25 protein-coding genes, 1 pseudogene and 1 riboswitch are annotated in these 25,807 nt (G+C 63.9%); of the genes and pseudogenes, 21 read left to right on the top strand and 5 right to left on the bottom strand.

Annotated features, from left to right (window positions below):
• Positions 1–4: 4 nt before the first annotated feature.
• The 18 genes from NGJ21_RS06295 (at position 5) to NGJ21_RS06215 (ending at position 15,042) form a co-directional block, all read left to right on the top strand.
• The gene (locus NGJ21_RS06295) at positions 5–1,078 is read left to right on the top strand and encodes an AI-2E family transporter (protein ID WP_046787448.1); all 1,074 of its coding nucleotides are present in this window, start codon (positions 5–7) and stop codon (positions 1,076–1,078) included.
• A gap of 132 nt (positions 1,079–1,210) precedes the next feature.
• Positions 1,211–1,918, top strand: coding sequence for a DnaA regulatory inactivator Hda (hda, locus tag NGJ21_RS06290; protein ID WP_039601502.1), 708 nt, complete (start codon positions 1,211–1,213; stop codon positions 1,916–1,918).
• A 126-nt stretch (positions 1,919–2,044) separates the two neighbouring features.
• The gene (locus NGJ21_RS06285; RefSeq protein ID WP_046787447.1) at positions 2,045–2,689 is read left to right on the top strand and encodes a C40 family peptidase; all 645 of its coding nucleotides are present in this window, start codon (positions 2,045–2,047) and stop codon (positions 2,687–2,689) included.
• A 136-nt stretch (positions 2,690–2,825) separates the two neighbouring features.
• Positions 2,826–3,359, top strand: a complete 534-nt coding sequence (locus NGJ21_RS06280) for a C40 family peptidase (RefSeq protein ID WP_046787446.1) — start codon at positions 2,826–2,828, stop codon at positions 3,357–3,359.
• 125 nt (positions 3,360–3,484) lie between these two features.
• Positions 3,485–3,704: riboswitch (cobalamin riboswitch) on the top strand.
• A gap of 119 nt (positions 3,705–3,823) precedes the next feature.
• Complete coding sequence (cobO, locus tag NGJ21_RS06275; RefSeq protein ID WP_012313146.1) at positions 3,824–4,435, top strand: cob(I)yrinic acid a,c-diamide adenosyltransferase; 612 nt, start codon at positions 3,824–3,826, stop codon at positions 4,433–4,435.
• Complete coding sequence (locus NGJ21_RS06270; protein ID WP_115272977.1) at positions 4,432–5,727, top strand: cobyrinic acid a,c-diamide synthase CobB; 1,296 nt, start codon at positions 4,432–4,434, stop codon at positions 5,725–5,727. Before cobO ends, NGJ21_RS06270 begins: the two co-directional genes overlap by 4 nt.
• Entirely contained in the window at positions 5,724–6,374 is a 651-nt protein-coding gene (gene bluB, locus NGJ21_RS06265) for a 5,6-dimethylbenzimidazole synthase (protein WP_251961955.1), read from the top strand. The genes NGJ21_RS06270 and bluB overlap by 4 nt, the downstream gene beginning before the upstream one ends.
• On the top strand, positions 6,371–7,279 hold the full coding sequence (cbiB, locus tag NGJ21_RS06260; protein WP_115272975.1) for an adenosylcobinamide-phosphate synthase CbiB: 909 nt from the start codon (positions 6,371–6,373) through the stop codon (positions 7,277–7,279). Before bluB ends, cbiB begins: the two co-directional genes overlap by 4 nt.
• The gene (cobD, locus tag NGJ21_RS06255) at positions 7,272–8,264 is read left to right on the top strand and encodes a threonine-phosphate decarboxylase CobD (protein ID WP_174142126.1); all 993 of its coding nucleotides are present in this window, start codon (positions 7,272–7,274) and stop codon (positions 8,262–8,264) included. The genes cbiB and cobD overlap by 8 nt, the downstream gene beginning before the upstream one ends.
• On the top strand, positions 8,261–9,715 hold the full coding sequence (locus NGJ21_RS06250; RefSeq protein ID WP_119688406.1) for a cobyric acid synthase: 1,455 nt from the start codon (positions 8,261–8,263) through the stop codon (positions 9,713–9,715). Before cobD ends, NGJ21_RS06250 begins: the two co-directional genes overlap by 4 nt.
• Before the next feature lies 1 nt (position 9,716).
• Positions 9,717–10,238, top strand: a complete 522-nt coding sequence (gene cobU / locus NGJ21_RS06245) for a bifunctional adenosylcobinamide kinase/adenosylcobinamide-phosphate guanylyltransferase (RefSeq protein ID WP_046787440.1) — start codon at positions 9,717–9,719, stop codon at positions 10,236–10,238.
• The gene (gene cobT, locus NGJ21_RS06240; protein ID WP_115272972.1) at positions 10,235–11,290 is read left to right on the top strand and encodes a nicotinate-nucleotide--dimethylbenzimidazole phosphoribosyltransferase; all 1,056 of its coding nucleotides are present in this window, start codon (positions 10,235–10,237) and stop codon (positions 11,288–11,290) included. The genes cobU and cobT overlap by 4 nt, the downstream gene beginning before the upstream one ends.
• Entirely contained in the window at positions 11,287–11,856 is a 570-nt protein-coding gene (gene cobC, locus NGJ21_RS06235; protein WP_251961954.1) for an alpha-ribazole phosphatase family protein, read from the top strand. The genes cobT and cobC overlap by 4 nt, the downstream gene beginning before the upstream one ends.
• Position 11,857: 1 nt before the next feature.
• Positions 11,858–12,592 (top strand): adenosylcobinamide-GDP ribazoletransferase, encoded by a 735-nt coding sequence (locus tag NGJ21_RS06230; RefSeq protein ID WP_251961953.1) that lies wholly within the window; start codon positions 11,858–11,860, stop codon positions 12,590–12,592.
• A 63-nt stretch (positions 12,593–12,655) separates the two neighbouring features.
• Positions 12,656–13,060: a MarR family winged helix-turn-helix transcriptional regulator gene (locus tag NGJ21_RS06225; RefSeq protein ID WP_119688408.1), complete on the top strand. Its 405-nt coding sequence runs from the start codon at positions 12,656–12,658 to the stop codon at positions 13,058–13,060.
• A 62-nt stretch (positions 13,061–13,122) separates the two neighbouring features.
• On the top strand, positions 13,123–14,325 hold the full coding sequence (locus tag NGJ21_RS06220; RefSeq protein WP_046787435.1) for an MFS transporter: 1,203 nt from the start codon (positions 13,123–13,125) through the stop codon (positions 14,323–14,325).
• Positions 14,322–14,444: a hypothetical protein gene (locus NGJ21_RS25870; RefSeq protein WP_256345742.1), complete on the top strand. Its 123-nt coding sequence runs from the start codon at positions 14,322–14,324 to the stop codon at positions 14,442–14,444. Before NGJ21_RS06220 ends, NGJ21_RS25870 begins: the two co-directional genes overlap by 4 nt.
• Before the next feature lie 46 nt (positions 14,445–14,490).
• Positions 14,491–15,042: a glutathione peroxidase gene (locus tag NGJ21_RS06215; protein ID WP_161871344.1), complete on the top strand. Its 552-nt coding sequence runs from the start codon at positions 14,491–14,493 to the stop codon at positions 15,040–15,042.
• A gap of 197 nt (positions 15,043–15,239) precedes the next feature.
• Here the strand turns inward: NGJ21_RS06215 and NGJ21_RS06210 are convergent, their stop codons facing one another.
• From NGJ21_RS06210 to NGJ21_RS06200, 3 genes are all read right to left on the bottom strand, one after another.
• Entirely contained in the window at positions 15,240–16,505 is a 1,266-nt protein-coding gene (locus NGJ21_RS06210; RefSeq protein ID WP_115272967.1) for an OmpP1/FadL family transporter, read from the bottom strand.
• A 146-nt stretch (positions 16,506–16,651) separates the two neighbouring features.
• A complete protein-coding gene (locus NGJ21_RS06205; RefSeq protein WP_012313161.1) occupies positions 16,652–17,134 on the bottom strand; it encodes a hypothetical protein in 483 nt (160 codons plus the stop codon).
• A gap of 248 nt (positions 17,135–17,382) precedes the next feature.
• Positions 17,383–17,607 (bottom strand): hypothetical protein, encoded by a 225-nt coding sequence (locus NGJ21_RS06200; protein WP_012313162.1) that lies wholly within the window; start codon positions 17,605–17,607, stop codon positions 17,383–17,385.
• 953 nt (positions 17,608–18,560) lie between these two features.
• On the opposite strand from NGJ21_RS06200, the pseudogene NGJ21_RS06195 reads away from it, so the two are divergent.
• Positions 18,561–18,905 (top strand): annotated as a pseudogene (locus NGJ21_RS06195) (sel1 repeat family protein); the annotation flags it as partial.
• A 170-nt stretch (positions 18,906–19,075) separates the two neighbouring features.
• Complete coding sequence (locus NGJ21_RS06190; RefSeq protein ID WP_182445335.1) at positions 19,076–20,449, top strand: DNA recombination protein RmuC; 1,374 nt, start codon at positions 19,076–19,078, stop codon at positions 20,447–20,449.
• Here the strand turns inward: NGJ21_RS06190 and NGJ21_RS06185 are convergent.
• Entirely contained in the window at positions 20,421–23,897 is a 3,477-nt protein-coding gene (locus tag NGJ21_RS06185) for a hybrid sensor histidine kinase/response regulator (protein WP_251961952.1), read from the bottom strand. The two genes, NGJ21_RS06190 and NGJ21_RS06185, sit on opposite strands and share 29 nt — an antisense overlap.
• 154 nt (positions 23,898–24,051) lie before the next feature.
• On the bottom strand, positions 24,052–24,789 hold the full coding sequence (locus NGJ21_RS06180) for a GntR family transcriptional regulator (RefSeq protein ID WP_046787429.1): 738 nt from the start codon (positions 24,787–24,789) through the stop codon (positions 24,052–24,054).
• Between the two features lie 166 nt (positions 24,790–24,955).
• Here NGJ21_RS06180 and NGJ21_RS06175 point away from each other — a divergent pair, with 166 nt between their 5' ends.
• Positions 24,956–25,789, top strand: a complete 834-nt coding sequence (locus NGJ21_RS06175) for an amidohydrolase family protein (protein WP_119688415.1) — start codon at positions 24,956–24,958, stop codon at positions 25,787–25,789.
• Positions 25,790–25,807: the final 18 nt, after the last annotated feature.

Here is a 25,807-nt window from a genome sequence, read left to right as displayed (position 1 = left end):
GACCATGACTGATATGCGCCGTTGGATCTGGCTGGGCGCAGCCCTGCTGATTGCCCTGCTTCTTTATGGCCTGCACAACATCCTCTCACCCTTTTTGGTGGGTATCTTGCTGGCTTATCTGGCCGACCCGCTGGTCGATCGCCTGGAACGCATGGGGCTGTCGCGGACCTGGGGCGTGGTGGTGGTATTCAGCCTGTTTACCTTGATCCTGCTGGTTCTGCTGCTCATCCTGATCCCGATGCTGGCCAAACAGCTGGTGCGCCTGTACGAACTGACGCCGCAGATGCTCGACTGGTTGCAACATGTGGCGCTGCCCTGGGTACAGAGCCGCCTGGGCCTGGCCGACGGGTTCTGGAAGTTCGACAAGATCAAGGCCGCCGTCAGTGAACACATGGGCCAGACCACCGACATCGTCGGCATGCTGCTGTCCCAGGCCACTGCGTCGAGCCTGGCGCTGCTGGCCTGGCTGGCCAACTTCGTGCTGATCCCGGTGGTGGGCTTCTATCTGTTGCGCGACTGGGACCTGATGATGGCCAAGTTGCGCAGCCTGCTGCCGCGCCAGCGCGAGGCGCAGGTGGTCGGGCTGGCCGCAGAATGCCATGAGGTGCTGGGGGCGTTCGTGCGTGGCCAGTTGATGGTCATGCTGGCGCTCGGCGTGATCTATTCCGCCGGGCTGATGCTGGTGGGGCTGGAGCTGGGGCTGCTGATCGGCATGCTGGCCGGCCTGGCGGCCATCGTGCCCTACATGGGCTTCATCATTGGCATCGGTGCGGCGCTGGTGGCCGGGCTGTTCCAGTTTGGCGGTGATCTGTACCCGATGCTGGGTATCGTTGCAGTGTTCATGGTCGGCCAGGCGCTGGAAGGCATGGTGCTGACACCGTTGCTGGTGGGTGACCGTATCGGCCTGCATCCGGTGGCGGTGATCTTCGCCATCCTGGCCGGGGGCGAACTGTTCGGCTTTACCGGCGTGCTGCTGGCCTTGCCGGTGGCGGCAGTGGTCATGGTGCTGCTGCGCCATGTGCATGACCTGTACAAGGAATCGGACATGTACGCGGGGGAGGTCGACCCCGATCTATAAGCCAGACTGCCTTGCAACTCTTTGATTTTGCTTGTGCTACGTGCCTTCGCGATTGTGCCTCCCGCATTGCGGGTATAGACTTTGCACACCGATCACCCTAGGCCCCCTGTGGTCCCCCGACCGCCCGCGAGCATGAAACCACCGATCCAGTTGCCCCTGGGTGTGCGCCTGCGCGATGACGCCACCTTCATCAACTACTATCCGGGCGCCAATGCAGCGGCATTGGGCTACGTCGAGCGGCTGTGCGAAGCCGACGCCGGCTGGACCGAGAGCCTCATCTACCTGTGGGGCAAGCAGGGTGTCGGCCGTAGCCATCTGTTGCAGGCTGCCACACACCGCTTCCAGCAGCGTGGCGAGGCCGCTGTGTACCTGCCGCTGGCGCAGTTGCTCGACCGGGGCATCGGGTTGCTCGATTACCTGGCGCAGTACGAGCTGGTGTGCATCGATGACTTGCATGTGATTGCCGGCAAGGCGGAGTGGGAAGAGGCGATGTTCCATCTGTTCAACCGCCTGCGCGACAGCGGCCGGCGCCTGCTGCTGGCGGCCTCGGCCTCGCCGCGCGAACTGCCGATCAAGCTGCCCGACCTCAAGTCCCGCCTGACCCTTGCGCTGGTATTCCAGATGCGCGGCCTGTCTGATGAAGACAAGCTGCGCGCCCTGCAATTGCGCGCCTCGCGCCGTGGCCTGCACCTGACCGACGAAGTCGGCCATTTCATCCTTACCCGTGGTACGCGCAGCATGAGTGCGCTGTTCGACCTGCTCGAGCGGCTCGATCAGGCTTCTTTGCAGGCGCAGCGCAAGCTGACCATCCCGTTCCTGAAAGAAACGCTCGGCTGGTAAGCCCTTAAATACGGGGCTTTGAGCGGCAAAACGAAAAAGTCACATCTTTTTCGATAAAATTTGCAAATGGTCCTGATAGAAGGCATAGTTTCCCCCTTCTAAAGGACTACAGACACGGTCGTGCCCATGCTCAAGCGCTTCGCACCCCTCGTGCCCCTCGCACTCGTGACCCTGCTGATTGGCTGCGCGGCCCAAGGCCCTGTTTCCCAGCCCCAGGATCACACCCCGGTCGCCTCCCAGTCGGCGCCCGAGGCCAAGGCTTCGGTATCGTCCGTATTCGGCGAGCAGCAAGAGCTGGCCACTGAAGATGACCTTCAGGCGTTCTCCAGCAACAGCAAGCCTTATCAGTTGCCAGTATTGGCCGACAGCATCCTGGAGCGCGGCATGTCCCTGATCGGTACCCGTTACCGCTTCGGTGGTACCTCGCAGGCGTCCGGTTTCGATTGCAGCGGTTTCATCGGCTATCTGTTCCGCGAAGAGGCCGGCATGAACCTGCCGCGCTCGACCCGCGAAATGATCAAGGTCGATGCGCCCAAAGTTGCCCGCAACAAGCTCAAGCCAGGTGATCTGCTGTTCTTCAGCACCAATGGCCGTGGCCGTGTCAGCCATGCCGGCATCTACTTGGGCGACAACCAGTTCATCCATTCCAGCAGCCGCCGCAGCGGTGGTGTGCGCATCGACAACCTCGGTGATCGCTACTGGAGCAAGACCTTCATCGAAGCCAAGCGCGCCTTGGCCATGGCGCCAGCGAGCAATATCGCACGCAACTGATATCAAAATGATGTACCCTGCCGCGGCGACGAAGCTTGAAAAGCTCGTCGCCGTGCGCATTTACAGAATGCGTCTAATCTAAATTCTCAACACTTTTCGGTTGCAGCCCAGCGATCTCAGACAGGATGTTCTGGCCATGGTGATGATGGCGCGCTTCGCACTCCTTTCCCTGGTGGCATTGCTTGCCGCCTGCTCCGGCCGTGCCCCGGCACCGGCGCCTGTGGTACAGCCACAGGTCCCGTACAGCCAACCCATAGCGTCCCCGGTTGCCAACGACGTGCTGATACGCGCAATCGGCCTGGTGGGTACGCCGTATCGTTGGGGCGGCAACACTCCCGACTCCGGTTTCGATTGCAGTGGCTTGATCAACTACGTCTACCGGGACGCGGCGGGCATCAGCCTGCCTCGCTCCACGCGAGAAATGATCGTCATGCGTGCGCCGACCGTAGACGTTCACTCACTGCAATCGGGCGACCTGGTGTTCTTCGCTACCAGCGGTGGCTCGCAGGTGAGCCACGCCGGCATCTACGTGGGCGAAGGGCGGTTCGTGCATGCTCCGTCCACCGGTGGCACCGTGCGCCTGGACTACCTGTCCAACAGCTACTGGTCCAAAGCCTACCTGCAGGCAAAACGGGTGATTACCCAGGGGCACCTGGCACAGAACCCCTGATGGCGAAACCGGCCACTCGCAAGGTGGCCGATGCGCGCCGCGCGGGCCGCGCTCCCTATCAAGAGCGCCTGAACCCTCAAGCGAAATCCCCGCCCTTCGATTGACGCTCCCGGTGCAACACTCTAACCTTCGCGCGTGTTTCAGGTGCCCTGCCAGCCCGTCTGGGCAGGGTGAAACTGGGAAGCCGGTGTGCGCCTGCAAGGTGCGAGTCCGGCGCTGCCCCCGCAACGGTAGGTGAGTCAAAAGCCGCGCACGGCCACTGGATACCAGTATCCGGGAAGGCGCGCAGGCCCGGGCCAACGCCCGCTCACGAGCCCGGAGACCGGCCTGTCACTGCCAACGGCATCACGGAGGGTGATGCGCGGTGCACCGTGGCATCTGGCCACGGCTCCTGCGCGTTCTCCGTCTGCCCGCCTATCGACCTGTCACCGTATTTTGCGGGGCGACAGCCTGCGGAGACCCCCATGAGCGAAACCACCGAACGCGACGAACGTCACCTGGCGCGTATGCAGCGCAAGAAGGCGATCATCGACGAGCGCATCGCCAATTCCCCTAACGAGTGCGGCTTGCTGCTGGTGCTGACCGGCAATGGCAAGGGCAAGAGCAGCTCGGCGTTCGGCATGCTCGCACGCGCCCTGGGCCACGGCATGCAGTGTGGTGTGGTGCAGTTCATCAAGGGCCGCAACAGCACCGGCGAGGAGCTGTTCTTCCGGCGCTTCCCCGAGCAGGTGCGCTACCACGTGATGGGCGAAGGCTTTACCTGGGAAACCCAGGACCGCCAGCGCGACATTGCCGCCGCTGAGGCAGCCTGGGCGGTTTCGCGCCAGCTGCTGCAGGACCCGAGCGTCCAGTTCGTGGTGCTCGACGAGCTGAACATCGCCCTCAAGCACGGCTACCTTGACCTCGATCAGGTGCTTGGCGATATCCAGGCGCGCCCCCCCATGCAGCATGTGATCGTCACCGGCCGCGCGGCCAAGCCCGAAATGGTCGAGCTGGCCGACACCGTCACCGAGATGGGTATGCTCAAGCATGCCTTCCAGGCCGGTATCCGCGCGCAGAAGGGCGTCGAACTGTGAGTCAGACGCGCCACTGCCCAGCCGTTCTGATTGCAGCACCGGCATCTGGCCAGGGCAAGACCACCGTGACTGCGGCCCTGGCCCGCCTGCACCGCAACCTGGGGCGCAAGGTCCGTGTGTTCAAATGCGGGCCTGATTTTCTCGACCCGATGATCCTTGAGCGTGCCAGTGGGGCGCCGGTGTACCAGCTCGACCTGTGGATGATCGGTGCGCAGGAAAGCCGGCGCCTGCTGTGGGAAGCGGCGGGTGAGGCCGACCTCATCCTGATCGAGGGCGTCATGGGCCTGTTCGACGGCACCCCATCCAGTGCCGACCTGGCGCGCCACTTCGGCGTGCCGGTTCTTGCCGTGATCGATGGTACGGCCATGGCCCAGACCTTTGGCGCACTGGCCCTGGGGCTGGCGCGCTACCAGGCCGACCTGCCGTTCGCTGGCGTGCTCGCCAACCGTGTCGGCAGCCTGCGCCACGCGCAGTTGCTCGAAGGTAGCCTGACCGAAGGCCTGCGCTGGTACGGCGGGCTGTCGCGCGAGCGCGGTATCGAGCTGCCCAGCCGCCACCTGGGGTTGGTTCAGGCCAGCGAGCTGAATGACCTGGATGCGCGCCTGGACGCTGCCGCCCAAGCACTGGGCAGCAGCTGCGATGCCGCATTGCCGCCGCCGGTGGCATTCGCCGCACCGGACGTACCGACGTGCAGCGCCACGCTGGCGGGTGTGCGCATTGGCATTGCCCGGGACGAAGCGTTTGCCTTCACCTACGGCGCCAACCTCGACCTGCTGCGCAACCTGGGCGCACAGCTGGCGTTCTTCTCGCCGCTGCACGACCGCGAGCTGCCCGCCGTGGACAGCCTGTACCTGCCGGGCGGCTACCCTGAGCTGCATCACCATGCGCTGGCCGCCAACGCACCGATGTGCGCCGCGATCCGTGCGCACCACGGCGCAGGCAAGCCGTTGCTGGCCGAGTGCGGTGGCATGCTTTACCTGCTCGATGCCCTGACCGATGTGGCCGGCGAGCGTGCCGCACTGCTTGGCCTGCTGCCCGGCGAGGCGACCATGCAGAAACGCCTGGCGGCGCTGGCCCTGCAGGCTGTGGAACTGCCCGAAGGCACCCTGCGCGGCCACACCTACCACCACTCGCTGACCAGCACCGAACTGCAGCCCATCGCCCGCGGCCAGAGCCCCAACGGCGGGCGCGGCAACGAGGCGGTCTATCGCCTTGGGCGGCTCACGGCATCCTATGTGCACTTCTATTTCCCCTCCAACCCTGAGGCGGCGGCGGCGCTGTTGCGGCCATGAGCGAGCACGCCTTCAGTGATGCCGAACGCGCGGCCGTCTACCGGGCAATCGGCGAGCGCCGCGACATGCGCCACTTCGCCGGCGGCAGCGTTGCGCCTGAAGTGCTCGGCCGCCTGCTCGCTGCCGCGCACCAGGCCCCCAGCGTTGGCCTGATGCAGCCTTGGCGTTTCATTCGCATCACCCAGGGTGAGCTGCGCGGGCGTATCCAGGCGCTGGTGGAGCAGGAGCGGGTGCACACGGCCCACGCCTTGGGCGAGCGCACCGACGCATTCATGAAGCTCAAGGTAGAAGGCATCAGCGACTGCGCCGAAGTGTGGGTGGCGGCGTTGATGGACAACCGCGAGCCACACATTTTCGGCCGGCGGACTTTGCCGGAAATGGACCTCGCCTCGCTCGCCTGCGCCATTCAGAACCTGTGGCTGGCGGCCCGCGCCGAAGGGCTGGGGCTGGGCTGGGTCTCGCTGTTCGACCCACAGGCACTGGCCGCGCTGCTGGGGATGCCAGCCGGCGCCAAACCGGTGGCGGTGCTGTGCCTGGGGCCTGTCACCGAATTCTATCCGGCACCCATGCTGGTGATGGAAAACTGGGCCGAAGAACGGCCCTTGAGCGACATGCTGTATGAAAACCAATGGGGGGAGCGCCCATGAGCGTCGCCTTGCTGACCGTGGCCGGCGTGGCCCTGGATGCGTTGTTCGGCGAGCCGCAGCGGCGCCATCCGCTGGTGGCCTTCGGTAACCTGGCATCGAGCCTGGAGCAGCGCCTGAATGCCGGCGGGCGCGGTTGGCGCAGCCACGGCGTGAGTGCCTGGTTTCTGGCAGTGGTGCCCTTGACCCTGGTGGCGCTGATCCTCTCCTGGCTGCCCGGCATTGGCTGGCTGGTTGACGTGCTGGCGCTGTATTGCGCGCTGGGCCTGCGCAGCCTTGGCGAGCATGTGCTGCCGGTGGCCAGTGCCTTGCGCCAGGGTGATCTGGAGGAGGCCAGGCGCCGCGTCGGTTACCTGGTCAGCCGCGAGACCCGCGAACTCGATGAGCCGGCCGTGGCCAGGGCCGCAACCGAATCGGTGCTGGAGAACGGCAGCGATGCAGTGTTCGCCGCGCTGTTCTGGTTCATCGTGGCCGGTGCGCCGGGCGTGGTCCTGTACCGCTTGAGCAATACGCTGGATGCCATGTGGGGCTACCGCAATGAACGTTTTGAACGCTTCGGGTGGTGCGCGGCGCGCATCGACGATGTACTCAACTATATTCCCGCAAGGCTGGTGGCATTGACCTACGCCTTGCTCGGCAAGACCCGCCTGGCCCTGGCCTGCTGGCGCAAGCAGGGCCCGTTGTGGGACAGCCCCAACGCCGGGCCGGTGATGGCGGCCGGTGCCGGTGCGCTGGGTGTCGAACTCGGTGGCCCGGCGGTGTATCACGGCGAGCTGCACGAGCGCCCGCGCCTGGGCGAAGGGCCGATGGCCGATGCCGGTGCCATCGAGCGCGGCTGGGCCCTGGTTCAGCGTGGCGTGTGGTTGTGGTTGCTGGTGATCTGCGTGGGAGCCTACTGCAATGCTTGAACATGGCGGCCGACTGCTCAGGGCAGTACGGCAATACGGGATTGCACGGGAGGCCTGGCTCGACCTGTCCAGCGGTATTGCGCCGTGGGCTTATCCTGTGCCGGCGATCCCGGCGCACGCCTGGGCGCGACTGCCCGAGACCGAAGACGGCCTCGAAGAGGCGGCCCGCCAGTATTACGGTGTTGGCCAGTTGCTGCCGGTAGCGGGCTCGCAAGCAGCGATCCAGGCCCTGCCGCATCTGCGCCCGAGCGGTCGCGTGGGGGTGCTGTCGCCGTGTTATGCCGAGCATCCGCAGGCCTGGCAACGGGCCGGGCATCAGCTGATCGAGCTGGATGAAAGCCAGGTCGAGGCGTATCTGGACAGCCTCGATGTGCTGGTGCTGGTCAACCCGAACAACCCGACCGGTCATCGCGTGCCCCCCAACCGCCTGCTTGCATGGCATGCCCGCTTGGCCGAGCGTGGCGGCTGGTTGGTGGTCGATGAAGCCTTCATGGACAACACGCCCGAGCACAGCGTGGTCGGTTGTGCCGACCGCCCCGGGCTGATTGTGCTGCGCTCGTTCGGCAAGTTCTTCGGCCTGGCCGGTGTGCGGCTGGGCTGCGTGGCGGCCGAACTGCCGTTGTTGCAGCGCCTGGCCGAGCTGCTTGGCCCATGGACCGTCAGCGGCCCGACCCGGGTGCTGGCCCAGGCGTGTTTCGCCGACCTGGTAGCCCACCCGCTGCAGATCGAGCGCTGTGCCCACGCCAGCCAACGGCTTGCCACGCTGCTGAAAAGCACCGGCCTTGCGCCCGCGGGTGGTTGCGACCTGTTCCAGTACGTACGCTGCGAGCGCGCAGCGCACCTGCATGACTTTCTCGCCCGCCGCGGCATCCTGGTGCGCCTGTTCGAACAGCCGCCTGCCGTGCGCCTGGGCCTGCCCGCCAGCGCCGCTGAAGAGCAGCGCCTGGCCCAGGCCCTGGCCGATTATCAGAAGGAAACGGCATGACCACCCTCATGGTGCAAGGCACCACCTCCGACGCCGGCAAGAGCACGCTGGTTACCGCCCTGTGCCGTTGGCTGCTGCGCCAGGGGGTGGCCGTGGTGCCGTTCAAACCGCAGAACATGGCCCTCAACAGCGCGGTGACTGCCGATGGCGGTGAGATCGGTCGCGCCCAGGCGGTGCAGGCCCAGGCTTGCCGGCTGGCGCCGCACACCGACATGAACCCGGTGCTGCTCAAGCCCAACAGTGACACCGGCGCCCAGGTCATCATCCATGGCCGCGCGGTCACCAGCATGAACGCGGTGGCCTATCACGACTACAAGGCTATCGCCATGCAGGCGGTGCTGGCCTCCCATCAGCGCCTCAGTGGCGCGTATCCGGTGGTGATGGTCGAAGGTGCGGGCTCGCCTGCCGAGATCAACCTGCGTGCCGGTGACATCGCCAACATGGGTTTTGCCGAAGCGGTCGACTGCCCGGTGATTCTGGTTGCCGACATCAATCGCGGCGGCGTCTTCGCCCACCTGGTCGGTACCCTGGAGCTGCTGTCGCCGACCGAGCAGGCCCGGGTCAAGGGCTTCGTCATCAACCGTTTCCGTGGCGACATCGCCCTGCTGCAGCCAGGCCTGGACTGGCTGGAGCAGCGCACGGGCAAGCCGGTGTTGGGTGTGCTGCCTTATGTCAGCGATCTGCACCTTGAGGCCGAAGACGGCATCGATGTACGCCAGGCGGCCAAGGATGAGCGCGTGCTCAAGGTGATCGTGCCGGTGCTGCCGCGCATCAGCAACCACACCGACTTCGACCCGTTGCGCCTGCACCCCCAGGTGGACCTGCAGTTCATCGGCCCTGGCCAGCCGATTCCGCCTGCCGACCTGATCATCCTGCCTGGCTCCAAAAGCGTGCGTGGCGATCTGGCGCAACTGCGCGAGCGCGGTTGGGACACCGCCATCGCCCGGCACTTGCGCTACGGCGGCAAGCTCATCGGTATCTGTGGCGGCCTGCAGATGCTGGGCCGTGAGGTGCATGATCCGCTCGGCCTCGAGGGGCCTGCCGGGTCCAGCCCGGGGCTGGGCCTGCTCGATTACGCCACGGTGCTTGAGGCCCAGAAGCAACTGCGCAACGTGGCGGGGGCTTTGAGCCTCGAACAGTCGCCCGTGACCGGTTACGAGATCCATGCCGGCGTCACCCAAGGCCCTGCGCTGCAGCGCCCCGCCGTGCAACTGGCCGATGGCCGCAGCGACGGCGCCATCAGTGCCGACGGGCAGATCCTCGCCACGTACCTGCATGGCCTGTTCGAAGGCCGCCAGTCGTGCGCAGCGCTGCTGCGCTGGGCGGGCCTGGCGCACGTGCAGCAGATCGATTATGAGGCCCTGCGCGAGCGGGATATCGAGCGCCTGGCCGACCTGGTGGAAAAGCACCTGGACACCGCGCAGCTGCGAAAACTTTGTGGGGTCGCCTGACATGCGCAACCTGATCCTCGGCGGTGCCCGTTCGGGCAAGAGCCGCCTGGCCGAGCAGTTGGCAGCCGACAGCGGCCTGCCGGTGACCTATATCGCCACCAGCGAACCCCTGGATGGCGAAATGAACGAACGGGTACGCCTGCACCGCCAGCGCCGGCCAAGCGATTGGGCGCTGATCGAAGAGCCGCTCGCCCTGGCAGCCGTGCTGCGCGCCGAAGCTGCCGAAGGGCGCTGCCTGCTGGTGGACTGCCTGACCCTGTGGCTGACCAACCTGCTGATGCTCGATGACGATCAGCGCCTGGCTCAAGAGCGCGATGCACTGCTCGACTGCCTGGTGCAATTGCCCGGCGTGATCATTCTGGTCAGCAATGAAACCGGCCTGGGCGTAGTGCCCATGGGCGAGCTGACCCGGCGCTATGTCGATCTGGCCGGTTGGCTGCACCAGGCCGTCGCCGAACGTTGCCAGCGCGTGGTACTCACCGTCGCCGGCCTACCCCTGATGCTCAAAGGACCTGCTCTATGAACCCGACCTGGTGGCGTGACGCCTGCCAACCTCTCGACACCGCCGCCATGGATCAGGCCCGCGCCCGTCAGCAGCAGCTGACCAAACCTGCCGGGTCGCTCGGCCAGCTGGAAGCCCTGGCAGTGCACCTGGCCGGGCTGCAGGGGGTTGAGCGGCCGAACCTGGATCAGGTGGCCATCACTATTTTTGCCGGTGACCATGGCGTGGTCGAGGAGGGCATTTCGGCCTATCCGCAGGCGGTGACCGGGCAGATGTTGCGCAACTTCGTCGGCGGCGGCGCGGCGATCAGCGTGCTGGCGCGCCAACTGCAGGCAAGCCTGGAAGTGGTCGACCTCGGCACCATCGACCCGCATCTGGAATTGCCGGGTGTCCGCCACCTGCGCCTGGGGGGCGGTACCGCCAACTTCGCCCGCCAGCCGGCGATGACCGAGGTGCAGCTGCGCTCAGCCCTGCAAGCCGGCCGTGACAGCGTCCTGCGCGCTGCCCAGAGCGGCGCGCAGTTGTTCATCGGTGGCGAGATGGGCATCGGCAATACCACCGCTGCTGCGGCGCTGGCCAGCACCCTGCTGGGCTGCCCGGCGCGCGAACTGAGTGGCCCGGGCACTGGCCTGGACACCGCAGGCGTACGCCACAAGGCTGAAGTGATCGAGCGGGCCCTGGTGCTGCACGGTCTGCGTGCCGACGACCCGCTGCAGGCGCTGGCCTGTGTGGGTGGTTTTGAGATCGCCGCCCTGGCCGGCGCGTACCTGGCCTGTGCACAGCAGGGCATTGCGGTGCTGGTGGACGGTTTCATCTGCAGCGTCGCCGCGCTGGTAGCCGTGCGCCTCAACCCGCAATGCCGGGCTTGGTTGCTGTTTGCCCACCAAGGTGCCGAACCAGGGCACAAGGCGTTGCTCGATGCCTTGCAGGCCGAGCCGCTGCTGGCCCTGGGCCTGCGCCTGGGCGAGGGCAGCGGTGCGGCGCTGGCGGTGCCACTGTTGCGCCTGGCCTGCGTGCTGCACGGGCAGATGGCGACCTTTGCCGAAGCAGCCGTGGCGGACCGCCCGGCATGATCCTCGACCTGCTGCGCCACGGTGAAACCGAGCAGGGTGGCGGCTTGCGCGGCAGCCTGGACGATGCCCTCACCGAGCTGGGCTGGGCGCAGATGCGCAGTGCCGTGGGTGAGTGCGCCCCTTGGGACGTATTGGTCAGCTCACCCTTGCAGCGCTGTGCGCGGTTTGCCGATGAGCTGGGTGAACGGCTGGGTTTGACGGTGCAGCGCGAGGCCGATCTGCAAGAGTTGCATTTCGGTGAGTGGGAAGGGCGCAGCGCCTTGCAGATCATGCAGACGCAAGCGGATGAGCTCGGGGGTTTCTGGGCCGATCCTTACAGTTACACGCCGCCCGCCGGTGAGGCCGTCAGTGCTTTCGCTGAGCGGGTGCTGGGTGCTGTCGCCCGCCTGCACCAGCAGCATGCCGGCAAGCGGGTGTTACTGGTCACCCACGGTGGCGTCATGCGCCTGCTGCTGGCGCGTGCGCGCGGTTTGCCCAAGGAGCAGTTGCTGCAGGTGGAGGTGGGCCACGGCGCGCTTGTACGTCTGAGCCTGGGCGAAGACGGCCAACTGGCCGAGGTGCACTGAGATGCTGCCTTTATGGATTGCCCTGCAGTTTCTCAGCAGCCTGCCGGTAAGCTTGCCCGGTATGCCCGAACCACGTGAGGTGGGGCGCTCGCTGCTGTGCTATCCGCTGGTCGGTTTGCTGTTCGGTCTGCTGCTGTGGCTTGCCAGCCATCTGTTGCAAGGCGCGCCGGCGCCTTTGCACGCGGCGTTGCTGTTGACGCTGTGGATATTGCTCAGCGGTGCGCTGCACCTGGACGGCCTGGCAGACAGTGCTGACGCGTGGCTGGGTGGGTTCGGCGATCGCGAGCGCACGCTCAAGATCATGAAGGATCCGCACAGCGGGCCGATTGCCGTGGTCACCCTGGTGCTGGTGTTGTTGCTGAAGTTCTGTGCGCTTTGGGTACTTGTCGAGCGCGGCGCCGGTGCGCTGCTGGTGCTGGCACCTGTGATCGGGCGGGCTGCGATGCTGGGGCTGTTCCTGCGCACGCCGTACGTGCGCCCAGGCGGGCTTGGGCAGGCGCTGGCCGAGCACCTGCCGCGCCAGGCTGCTGGCTGGGTGCTGCTGGGCAGTCTGCTGCTGTGCCTGGTGTTGGGCGGCTGGAGCGCGATCTGGCCGATGGCGCTGGCGCTTGGCGTGTTCTGGTGGTTGCGACGATTGATGTGTCAGCGGTTAGGCGGGACAACCGGCGATACTGCCGGGGCGATGCTGGAGTTGCTGGAGCTCACCGTGGTGTTGGGGCTGGCGTTAGCGACTTGAGTGGCTGCTTGGCACAATTGAAACTTCTTGCAACATCCATAGTGCGGGTATATACACGTAATCATGTTGACCAGTGAATGCATCTGCACGCACCTGCGTCGTGCCGCCCGCGGGGTGAGCCGGCATTACGACGAAGCCCTCGTTGGTTTTGGCATTAATGTCGCCCAGTTTTCCCTGCTGCGCCATCTGCAGCGCCTCGACCGTCCTAGTATCACTGCCTTGGCTGAAGCCATGGGCCTGGAGCGCAGCACCCTGGGCCGCAACGTGCGAGTGTTGGAGGCCGAAGGCTTGGTGGCCTTGGCCGACGGTGACGACCAGCGCAACCGCGTGGTGTTATTGACTGCGGCGGGTGCTGAGCGCTTGCAAGCGGCATACCCTGCCTGGGAACACGCGCAGCGGCTGCTGGTGGATCAACTGGGCGAAGGGCAGCGTGACGAATTGGTGCGTTTGCTGGGCCAACTGGCCTGATTCATACGATCATAAGCGGGTATATACCCGCATAACCTTGCGATGTGCTGGAGATAACGACAATGACTTCGGTTTGGCGAACCAGCGGGTGGGTACTGGCGGGGGCGGCGTTGATCTTGGCGTTGTCCCTTGGTGTCCGGCACGGCTTCGGCTTGTTCCTGGCGCCGATGAGCGCCGATTTTGGTTGGGGCCGTGAGGTTTTCGCATTCGCCATCGCCCTGCAGAACCTGATCTGGGGCTTGGCGCAGCCGTTTGCCGGCGCGTTGGCCGACCGCTTGGGCGCGGCGCGGGTGGTCATCATCGGCGGCATTTTGTATGCCGCCGGTTTGCTGCTGATGAGTACGGCCGACTCGGCCTGGTCGCTGTCACTCAGTGCCGGCCTGCTGATTGGTATCGGCCTGTCCGGCACCTCGTTCTCGGTCATTCTGGGCGTGGTCGGCCGGGCGGTACCGGCTGAAAAACGCAGCATGGCCATGGGCATTGCCAGCGCAGCAGGCTCGTTCGGTCAATTTGCCATGCTGCCCGGCACGCTGGGCCTCATCGAGTGGCTGGGCTGGTCTGCAGCGCTGCTGGTGCTTGGCCTGCTGGTGGCATTGATCGTGCCCTTTGTCGGGCTGCTGCGTGACCGCCCGTTGCCTGCCTACGGTGGCGAACAGACGCTTGGCCAGGCGTTGCATGAAGCCTGCTCGCACTCGGGTTTCTGGCTGCTGGCGCTGGGCTTTTTCGTCTGCGGCTTCCAGGTGGTGTTCATCGGCGTTCACTTGCCGGCCTATCTGGTCGACCAGCACCTGGCGGCAACCACCGGTACTACCGTGCTGGCGCTGGTCGGGCTGTTCAACATCGTAGGCACCTACACGGCGGGCTGGCTGGGTGGGCGCATGTCCAAGCCGCGCCTGCTCACGGCGCTGTACCTGTTGCGCGCGGTGGTGATCGTGCTGTTCCTCTGGGCACCGGTGACCCAGTTCAGCGCCTATCTGTTCGGCATTGCCATGGGCTTGCTGTGGCTATCGACCGTACCGTTGACCAACGGCACCGTGGCCACTGTGTTCGGTGTGCGTAACCTGTCGATGCTGGGTGGCATCGTCTTCCTGTTCCATCAGTTGGGTGCCTTCCTCGGCGGCTGGCTGGGTGGTGTGGTGTATGACCGTACCGGCAACTACGACCTGGTCTGGCAGATCTCGATTCTGCTCAGTCTGCTGGCTGCGGCGCTCAACTGGCCGGTGAGTGAACGCCCGGTCGCCCGTCTGCAGGCTCAGGCGGCATGAACCGCTACCTGGCTTGCGGGTTGCTGGCCTTGGGGGCCGCACTGCTGCTGGTGCTGGCGTGGTGGGGCTGGCATCGGGGCGGCATGGCCCTCATGCAACTGGGCATGGGCGTTTGTTAAGCGCTACTCTGCAAGTTCGAGGATCGTTTTGCAGGGGAGTCTTTTGATGCGTGCATATGGGTTGATGATGCCGTTGCTGGCTATGTTCGCTGCCGGTTCTGCCGGGGCGGCGGATTGCCCGGCATTGCTGCAGGGCAGCCTGCCGGAGTTGCGTGGCAAGGGTCAGGTCGACCTTTGCCAGCGTTTTGGCGGCAAGCCGTTGGTGGTGATCAACACGGCCAGTTATTGCGGGTTTGCGCCGCAGTTCGAGGGGCTCGAGAGTACCTACAAGGAGTACAACGAGCAGGGGTTGGAAATGCTCGGTGTGCCATCCAACGATTTCAAGCAGGAAGACGCCGACAGCGAGAAGACGGCCAAGGTCTGTTATGCCAATTATGGCGTGACGTTCACCATGACCAAGACCCAGTCGGTACGGGGCAAAGATGCGATCCCGCTGTTCGTGGGGCTGGCGGAGCAGAGCAGTGCTCCGAAGTGGAATTTCTACAAGTACGTGGTTGATCGCAAGGGCAAGGTGATTGCCAACTTCTCCAGCCTGACCAAGCCGGATGATCCTGAGTTCAAGGCGGCGATCGAAAAGGCGATTGCATCGCAGCCATAACCCCGCGCTCTTGTTTTTGCTGTCCTTGTGATTTGCAGCCATGGCCGGCAAGCCAGCTCCCACAGGTACCGCGCAGGCCTCAAGAGCTGCGCGGCCCCTGTGGGAGCTGGCTTGCCGGCGATGGGCTGCGTAGCAGCCCTGATAAAGCTAACTGACTGGCATCAGCCACAAGGGCGGCGTTCACACAGCCGTACGTATCAGAAGCGGTAGGTGAGGGAGGCACCCACACCGTGAGCGCTGTTCTCGTACTTGGCCTGGTAGCTGCCTTTGCTGGCGCTGACCTGGTTGACCTTGGTGTCTTCCTCCCACAGGTAGGAGTAGGCAACATCGATGGTCATGTCGTCGTTCGGGCTCCAGCCCGCACCCAGGCTGAACACCTTGCGGTCGCCGGTCGGGATGCGCGGTGAACGGTCGTGGTTGTTGGTTGGCGACTGGTCGACGGTAAAGCCGGTGCGCAGCACCCACTCCTTGTTCACCTTGTAGGACGCGCCAATGGCGTGGGCCCAGGTGTCATGCCAGTTCTGCTCTTCGCTGATGGTCTCGAACGCCGAACCTGCCAGCGGTGCCGGAACATCGTTCTGCACGGTGATGTCTTCCAGACGGCTCCAGCGGGTCCAGGTGCTGCCCGCGTAGAGGGTCCATTGGTCGTCGAGCTCATGGGTGACCGAAAGGTCGACCGATTCCGGTGTCTTGATCTTCAGGCTGGCGTCGAACTTGTCGCCGTTGAAGGGGCCGATCAGTGGTGTGCTGACACGGGTCTTGCCTTCGAGCTTGTAGTCGACCATGGAGTGATAGGTCAGGCCTACGCGGGTACGGTCGGTGGCCTGCACCAGGATACCGATGTTGTAACCGATGGCGGTATCGTCGCCCTTGATCTTCACTTCACCGTCGTTGCTGCCCGGGGTGAACGGGTTGATCAAGCTCGAGCCCAGTTCGCCCTTGATGCGGTTGATGGTCGGGCCGAAACCAATCGAGACTTTATCGTTGAAGGCGTAGCTGACGGTGGGCTGGAAGGTGATGACTTCGACGTGGCTCTTTTTACCCCAATAGCGCGCGGCATCGTCGCTACCGTAGTCGGTTACCAGGCCAAAAGGTACATAAACGCCGAAACCGACGCTCCAGTGATCATCGATAGGTTTGACGTAGTAACCCATCGGCACGCCGACCACAGGCACCATGTCACCATCGGTTTCCCCCCCGAGGTTGCTTCCAGGGCCCGAGATATCGGTTTTGGCGATGACGGCTGCGCCGCCCACGGTGAATTGTTCGCGCTTGAGGCGTGACATGCCTGCCGGGTTGCCAAACACGGTACTGGCATCTTCGGCAGAAGAAGAACGTCCCGCGAAACCTGTCCCCATGCTGCTGATGCTCTGTTCGTTGAGGGCGAAGCCGGCAGCGAACAGATGGCTGGAAGCGAAAGCCACGGCCAAGCCGAGGGAGGTTTTGAGCATTACTTTTTTCATTATTAGAAACTCCTTGGGATCTCCGGGGCGAAAAGCTACCAACAATTCACGCGCCGCGCCATAGCCTGTATCGCAGGAGATAGAGCGGTTTTGTAGGACAATCCGACCAAAATTCCATTTTTTCCGGCAATGCTGTAGGACGTTTCTTAAGATGCCTGTGGCAATTTCTGAGCAATACACAGATGCCAGGCCTGGGTGAAGTCGCGCAGACGACCTTGGGGGTGAAAAATCTGGCGCCAGATTCGCGCCTGGCCTAGCAGGTCGTCAACGGCAGGCAGGGGCGTTGCTTGTGCTTCGATGAGCATCCAGGCAATGGCGGTGGAGTAGCGCAGGTTGACTGCCAGTTCCAGGTGCGGGCCGCCCAGGAAGGCATGCTGGCTCGCCAGGCCGCGAACCAGGCTGGCCAGCTCAGGGTCACGGGCGAGAAAATCGTCCCAGACCGCCCGATGGCGATGCTCGCCAATACGGTACAGGCCGTGGCCGCGGCGATCATGCAACGCCGAACCGAGTGCCGACTGGCTGGCCGCGATGCCCAGCAAAAGGGCTTCGGCACTGGCGCAATGACGATTGAGGTAGACCAAGGTTGGTCGAATCACATACTGACACAATTCATTCGCCGCAATACCCATGATGCCCTCGAGCAGTAAGGGGCCGACGGGCGTGGGAGCTTGGCAGCTGGTGAGTGATCAGGCCCGCCGGAAGCGGCAAGGACCGCTCGAGTTGAAGTGTAGTGTGATAATCGTGGTGTAAAGGGCTGTTTTTAAATCGATTGCTGCCTGACGTTCGGCGCTATATGCCCTGCGGCAATTAGGCCAAGAACGATCAGGTAGCTTACCGTTTACTGCATTCAACAGCTGAATGCTACGGTATTCGCCGCTCACGCAGTGAGCGACTGGCGCGTCCGGGCAATGACGGCCTGCAGCGGTTCCGAGCGGCTGTACTGTTCTGGGTACAGGCGTTCGGTGTGGCAGGCAACGCCGTGCTCGTCCACCAGGGTGAAGCTGAAGTTGCCCTTGCGTGGGGCAGTGATAAGGCACTTCAACGGCGAGAAGGCCTGGGAAAGGGTGCCAATGGCAGCCTGAATTTGATGATGAGTTTGCATATTGTTGGATGTTCCTGCTTTAAACACGGGGATTATGATCCGTGCATGATAGAAACGTTCCAGTGACGCCTTTATTAAGGGACGAACGAACCTGACTGGAACAGGGCAGCCAGAGGGGGCGCAATCATAAGGTGGGCGCTTGGGCTGACTGGTAGGTACTTCAGAGGGCAGGCAGCATGCCGGGGCCAAGGTTCTAGGCCATCGGTATGGAATCCTGATCAATCTGTCACGTGATTCGTGCTGAACAGCGCAAGGCTGGTGAGTGAATCATCGAAAGGGCCGGTCCTGGTTTCAGCAGTGTTGCTCTTGGGGGGAGCAGGCCTGCAAGGACGTTTCTGGCCAGAATTGACTTTCAGCTTGGTACTAACGAGGGGCACCTTACCGGAAGCTGAGGTGCTTTGCAAGCTTTGTCACAGGTCTCAAGGTAAGCCGAGCAGTATGGCGTTTCTTTTGCGTTGTGTGAAGAGGGGGCAAATGGCGCACAACCGGCTGGATGTACCAAGTTCGTGCATTCAAATGCAGGTTTTCGGTGCACTTGTTCACATTCGAGGCGTGACTTGTAACAGCTCGACAACACCCCCCGCCAAGCCTGCCAATGCCTTGACTGCTACCTTAAGTCAATGAAAAAAAACACTATTTTTAGCTGGTGAAAAAATCGTCAGTTTGACTGAAAGCCCCGTTTCACGCGGGTTTGCGGGGTGGTTTGGGGGGTTGTCCACCGAGTTATCCACAGGAACTGTGGATTGTCCCGAGCGCTTGCTCTAGGACGGGAGTGCCAGCAAATTACAGAACTGTCCGACAATCATCAGGCAGCTGCAGATCCGCCGGCCATCCACTTGGAAACGTCAAGAAAAGATCATCGAAATTTTTTTCCGGGCGCAGAAAATCCTCAGGTCACGATATGAAAAAAAGGGTAGAGTGGCGCGCCTTTCGAATTGCCTTCTCTGTTTGTCATGAAATTTCGCGGTAAATCCCCCACCGAACCCGCTGTCACTTCATCAGCCCCTTCGTCCAAACGCTTTTCACTGAAAGTGGCCCTATGGCTGCTGGACAACCCGCGCCTGGGCGAAAAGCCGCAGGTCAAGCACTTGGCCGGACGCCTGCTCAAACAGCCGGCTCGCGAGGGCGTGGTAGTGGCCCAGAGCCGGTTGGGGCAGATGCTCTGCCGCGACTGCGGCAATTCCCGTGACAGGCGCATCGGTCATGAACTGCTGCGCCAGGCGGCGCGGGCCGGCGACCGCCTTGCGCAACTGGAGTACGCGCGGCTCTGCCAGGCCAGTGAGCCGGGGCAGGCGCAGGAACAAACGGACTGTTAAGCTGCATCTCATTTGCGACAGACTTGTTCGGGGTAAGCATGGCAGTGGATCTGACCAGCATTGTGCTGGGCTTGGTGGCAGGCGCCTTGCCTTGCCTGGTTTGGGTCATGCAGGTGCAGCGCCGTCAGGCTGCCCGCCAAAGCGAGCGGGCCTTGCTCGAAGAACGCCTCAATGGCGCCCTGCTGGCCCAGGCCGGCCTGCAGGCGCAACTGGATGCCAGCCGGGACGAGGTCAGTGACCTCAGCGAAGCCAACACGCTCAAGCAGGCCCAACTGGCCGCCCAGGGCCGCGAACTCGAGCTGCTGCAGATTGACCGCGACAATGCCCGAGACGCTGCCCACGCCTGGCACCTCGAACGCGTCAACCGGGAAGCCGAACAGCGTCGCCTGGAGGCCCAGGCAGCACGCCTGGAAGCTGAGCTGCGTGAGCAGCAGGACAGCCATCAGCAGCGCCTTGAAGACCTGCAGGAAGCCCGCGATACCCTGCGTGCGCAGTTCGCCGACCTGGCCACGAAAATCTTCGACGAACGCGAGCAGCGTTTCGCACAGACCAGCCAGCAGCACTTGGGCCAGTTGCTCGACCCGCTCAAGGAGCGCATCCAGGCCTTCGAAAAGCGTGTCGAGGAGAGCTACCAGCAGGAAGCCCGTGAGCGTTTTTCCCTGGGCAAGGAACTGGAACGCCTGCAGCAACTCAACCTGCGCCTGTCCGACGAAGCCACCAACCTTACCCAGGCGCTCAAGGGCCAGAAAACCCAGGGCAACTGGGGTGAGTTGATTCTCGAGCGTGTGCTGGAGCATGCCGGGCTGGAAAAAGGCCGCGAGTACCAGACCCAGGTCAGCCTCAAGAGCGCCGATGGTGAACGCTTCCAGCCAGACGTATTGATCATGTTGCCGGGTGACAAGCAGGTGGTGGTCGATGCCAAGGTCAGCCTCACTGCCTACCAGCAGTTTGTCAGCAGCAATGATGAAAGCGCGCTGAAGCAGCACGTACAGTCGCTGCGCAGCCACGTGAAAGGGCTGTCGAGCAAGGACTACAGCCGCCTGGAAGGCCTGCACAGCCTGGATTTCGTGCTGTTGTTCGTGCCCATCGAGGCCGCGTTCTCGGCAGCCCTGCAGGCCGAGCCGAACCTGTTCCAGGAGGCCTTCGACCGGCAGATCGTGATCGTCAGCCCGACCACTTTGCTCGCTACCCTGAGGGTCATCGACAGCTTATGGAAGCAAGAACGCCAGGGGCAGAATGCCCGCGAGATCGCCGAACGCGCCGGTTGGCTGTATGACAAGTTCGTGCTGTTCATCCAGGACCTTGACGAGCTGGGCAATCGCCTGCAGCAGGTCGACAAGGCCTATGCCGCTGCGCGCAACAAACTCTGTGAAGGGCGTGGCAACCTGGTCAGCCGCAGTGAGCAGCTCAAGCTGCTCGGCGCCCGTGCCAGCAAGAGCCTGCCGGCCGACTTGCTGGAGCGGGCACTGACGGATGAAACGTTGCCGGACGAGGCGGTTACTGAACCAGGCTCAGATGGCGATTGAGCAGCGCGCGCAAGGCCGCCGGCTTGACCGGCTTGGCCAGGTAATCGAGGCCTGCGGCATGCACCGTGGCCAAGGTTTCCTTGCTGCCGTCGGCGCTGATCACCACCCCAGGCACCGGCTCGCCCAGGCGGGCGCGTAGCCAGCCCATCAGCCCGGTTCCGGTTTCGCCGTCATCCAGGTGATAGTCCACCAGCGCCAGGTGCGGGCGCATGCCCTGCGCCAGCAACGCCTCGCAGTCGGCGCGGTTGCGCGCTGTCCACACCTGGCAGCCCCAGCGGCTGAGCAGGCTGTTCATGCCGATCAGGATGCTGTCTTCGTTGTCGATGCACAGCACTTGCAGCCCGGCCAGCGGCTGGCTGGCTTGCTCCACCGGTGCGCTCGGCGCGGCTACGGCCTGGCGGGCGATCGGTACGTTGACGCGGAACACGGTGCCTTTGCCCGGCCATGAGCGCACCTGCAGCGTGTGGCCGAGCACCCGGCACAGGCCATCGGCAATCGCCAGGCCCAGCCCCAGGCCCTTTTCGGCGCGGGTCTGGTGGCTGTCCAGGCGCTTGAATTCCTGGAAGATCACCTGCAGCTTGTCGTCGGCGATGCCTGGGCCGCGGTCCCACACCTCCAGCCACAGCCGTTCGCCCTGGCGCCGGGCGCCCAGCAGGATCGGGCTCTTGCCGTAGCGCAGGGCGTTGGTAAGGAAGTTCTGCAGCACCCGGCGTAGCAGCCTCATGTCACTGTCGATCCGCAGGCGGCTACCGCGCAAGCGGAACTCCAGCCCCTTCTCGGCGGCCAGGACCTTGAACTCGGCACCCAGCGTATCGAACAGCTCATTCAGGGCGAACGGCTTGATGTCGGGGGTGATCTTGCCGTTTTCCAGGCGCGAGATATCCAGCAGGTCGCTGATCAGCTCTTCGGCCGAACGCAGCGAGCTGTCCATGTGCTGCACCAACTGTTGGGCCTCGTCGTTCATGCCCTCGGCCTGCTGCGACAAGGCGGCGGAGAACAGGCGCGCGGCGTTGAGCGGTTGCATCAGGTCATGGCTGACCGCTGCCAGGAAGCGGGTCTTGGACTTGCTGACCGCTTCGGCCTGGCTTTTGGCCTCCGACAGGGCCTGGTTGAGTTGCGACAGCTCGTGGGTGCGTTCGGCCACCCGCTGTTCAAGGCGCTCGTTGGCATCGCGCAACGCCTGTTCGGCCTCGCGGAACGGGGTGATGTCGGTGAAGCTCATCACAAAGCCGCCCCCGGGCATCGGGTTGCCGATCAGTTCGATCACCCGGCCATTGGGGAACAGCCGCTCGGACGAATGCGCACGGCCTTGGCGCATCCAGTGCAGGCGCCGCGCCACATGCACCTGTGCCTCGCCCGGGCCGCACAGGCCGCGTTCGGCGTTGTAACGGATGATGTCGGCGATCGGACGGCCGACGCTGATCAAGCCGTCGGGGTAGTTGAACAGCTCCAGGTAGCGGCGGTTCCAGGCCACCAGGTGCAGGTTCTGGTCGACCACACTGATGCCCTGGTTGATGTTCTCGATGGCGCCTTGCAGCAGCGCGCGGTTGAACTGCAGCACTTCGCTGGCTTCGTCGGCGATTCGCACGACGTCTTCAAGCTGCATGTCCCGGCCTTCGATGGCCGCTTTGACCACTGCGCGGGTCGAGGAGCTGCCGAGCACCCCGGCGAGCAGGCGCTCGGTGTGTTCGATCCAGTCGCCGTCAGCGTTCTGGTTGGGGTTGAAGCCTTTGCCCTGGCGATAGGCAAAGCGGATGAAGCTTTGCCGGGCACGTTCCTCACCGACAAAGCGTGAGGCCAGCGTCAGCAGGTCATCGATCTGCACCGCCAGCAGCGGTTTGCCGTTGGGGCGGGCACTGGTCTGCTGGCCGATGAAGCGCCCGGCCTGCCAGTGCTCCGACACGCGCGTGCGTGACAGCATCGAGACCCAGGCGAACAACGTGAAGTTGCCCGCCAGTGACAGCACCACGCCCTGGGTGAGCGGCGTGATCGGCAGGCCCAGCGGGTTGCCGTGCAGCCACGCCAGGCCAGGGAACAGCTGCAGCGACCAGCCCAGGCTGTGGGCGGCGATCGGCAGCACCAAGGTGTAGAACCACAGGAAGATACCCGCAGCGAGGCCGGCGAACACGCCACGGCGGTTGGCTTGCTTCCAGTACAGCGCACCGAGCATGGCTGGAGTGAGTTGGGTCACCGCGGCGAAGGCAATCTGGCCGATGGTTGCAAGGCTTGCGGTAGAGCCAAGCAGGCGATAGCTGACATAGGCCAGCAGCAGGATGACCACGATGGTCACCCGGCGCACCGACAGCATCCAGTGGCGGAACACCTCGAAAGGCCGCTCTGCGTTATTGCGGCGCAATAGCCACGGCAGCAGCATGTCGTTGGAGACCATGGTCGACAACGCCACGGCCTCGACGATGACCATGCCGGTGGCGGCCGAGGCACCGCCGATGAAGGCCAGCAAGGCCAGGCTCGGGTGCGCTTCGGCCAACGGCAGGCTGATCACGAAGGAATCGGAAATCACCGTACTTGGCAGCAGCATTTGCCCGGCCAAGGCAATGGGCACCACGAACAGTGCGGCCAGGGCCAGGTACATCGGGAACACCCAGCGCGCCAGGCGCATGTCCTGTGGCTCGATGTTCTCCACCACGGTCACGTGGAACTGCCGGGGCAGGCAGATGATCGCCATCATCGCCACGGCGGTCTGCACCACCATCGATGGCCAGTTGATCGTCTCCTGCCAGTAGCTGTCCAGCAGCACCGACTGGCGTGCCTGGGTGAACAGGTCGTCAAACCCGTCGTACAGGTTGAACACCACGAACACGCCGACGGCGAGAAAGGCCAGCAGCTTGATCAGCGACTCGAACGCGATGGCCAGGACCATGCCGCGGTGGTGTTCGGTCACGTCAAGGCTGCGCGTGCCAAAAACGATGGCGAACAGCGCCAGTACCAGCGACACCACCAGCGCGGTGTCCTGCACACGGGTGCCGGTGGCGTCGGCATTCGCGCCGATCAGCAGGTTGACACCGAGCACGATGCCTTTGAGCTGCAAGGCGATGTAGGGCAGCACCCCGACCAGGCAGATCAGCGCCACCACTACGGCCAGGGTCTGCGACTTGCCGTAGCGCGCAGCGATGAAGTCGGCGATCGAGGTGATGTTCTGCTGCTTGCTGATCAGCACCATCTTCTGCAGCACCCAGGGTGCGAAGATCAGCAGCAGGATCGGGCCCAGGTAGATCGGCAGGAACGCCCAAAGCTGCTCGGCCGCCTGGCCGACCGCACCGAAGAAAGTCCAGCTGGTGCAGTACACCGCCAGTGACAGGCTGTACACCCAGGCGCGCAGCCGCGGCGGCAATGGTGTGCTGCGGCGGTCGCCGTAGAAGGCGATGGCGAACATGACGGCCATGTAGGCCAGGGCGACCAGGGCGATCAGCCCGCTGGACAACGACATGAAGACTCCGGAGCAAAAAAAGTAACGCGGTCCCGATCAGTCAGTCTGGCACGCAGGCACAGGTTCGTCAGCGCCGACGATGGTCGCAGTGGCGTGTCGTCGCAGGGCCGGGCACATCAGCCTGTGCCGGTGCCCGGCAATGCCCGCCATCGCCTCAGGAAATGTCGATCTGGTAGCGGAAGCCTTCTGCTGCTGCCTGGGACACGCGGTACTCCAGCGGGTTGCGGTCGTAACCCAGGGCCGTGCGCTGGATTATCACCACGGGCGCACCTTCCTCGATTGCCAGGTGGCGGGCACTGGCGGCATCGGCAGTACCGACTGTCAGTGTTTCCTTGGCCGAGGCTACGCACTGGCCACAGTGGGACTCGTAGAAAGGGTAGAGCAGGTCGCCGAAGGCCTCTGCATCGATATCCAGCAGGGCCATGAAACGCGCAGCCGGTAGCCAGATCTGCTCATGAAACAGCGGGCGGCCATCTACCAGGCGCAGGCGCTCGAGCCAGATGACCTGTTCTGCGTCGCCCAGCCCAAGGGCTTTGCTGACTTCAGCCGGCGGCTCGCGCAACTGCTTGTCCAGTATGCGGCTGATCGGCACCAGGCGCTGGCCGGTCGAATCCACCTGTCGGAAAAACCGAAACAGTGAACCCTCGAAGTCAGGGCGCCGCACGAAGGTGCCGCGGCCCTGGCTGCGCAACAGCAGGCCTTCATTGACCAAGGTGTCGACCGCCTTGCGCACAGTGCCGATGGCGACACCGTAGAGGCGGGTCAGCTCCGTTTCAGTAGGTATCGGTGCACCCGGTAGCCATTGCCCGGCGGCGATCCTGGCGAGGATTTCTTCCCGTACTTGCTGATAAAGCGGTAGGCGGGGGTCTTGTCCGAGAATCCCGTTACTCATTGTGCGAAGGGTCCATGGCTGACGAGTTGGCGCTACTTTACCACCCGGGGCTCGATTGACAGAGTCGGTCGACTGAAGATATGGTCATATATTCATATATATGACTGCATGTTTGTATAAAAACACAGCGCTTCAGCTGCCATAACAATCGACCAGGGTTCGCTTCATGACCAACCCCTATCTGCCCGCCATCACCGGCGTCGATACCCATGCCCATATCTTTCGCCAAGACCTGCCGATGGTGGCCAACCGTCGCTACAGCCCGGACTACGATGCGCTGATCGAGCAGTACCTTGCTCACCTGGATCAGCATGGCCTGTCCCATGGCGTACTGATCCAGCCCAGTTTCCTGGGCACCGACAACAGCTTCATGGTCCAGGCCCTGCGCCGCTTTCCAGAGCGCCTGCGCGCTGTGGCGGTCGTCGATGCGACGGTCAGCGATCAGCAGCTGGATGCGCTGGCTGACGTTGGCGTGGTCGGCATCCGCCTGAACCTGATCGGCAAGCACCTGGCAGACTATGCCGGGCCCGAGTGGACCGCATTGTTCAAACGCCTGGCTGCGCGCGGCTGGCAGGTGGAAATCCAGCGTGGTTTCGATGACCTGGCATTGATCGTGCCGGCGATCCTCGCCTGTGGCGTGGATGTGGTGGTCGATCATTTTGGTCTGCCTGGCGAAGGGATCGACCCGCGAAAGGACAGCCACCGCACTTTCCTTCACCTGCTCAGCGAACCGAAGCTGTGGCTGAAGCTGTCTGCCGGGTATCGCAGCCAGACCGATCTGGCCAAAGCGCAGGTACTTCTGGCGCAGATACGGCAAGCGGCGGGTGGCCTGGAGCGCTTGCTGTGGGGGAGCGACTGGCCCAATACCCAGTTCGAACGCCAGACCAGCTACGCCGATCAGTATGCCTTCTTCGAAGCGCTGCTCCCCGATGCGGGCGAGCGTGCCCAGGTGCTGAGACTCAACCCGGCGAAGCTGTTCGGCTTCGACCGTTCGCGCTGATACTTACACAATAACAAC

Source organism: Pseudomonas sp. Marseille-Q5299, assembly GCF_943737035.1.
GTDB lineage: Bacteria > Pseudomonadota > Gammaproteobacteria > Pseudomonadales > Pseudomonadaceae > Aquipseudomonas > Aquipseudomonas putida_E.
This window is presented reverse-complemented; position numbering and strand designations above follow the sequence as displayed.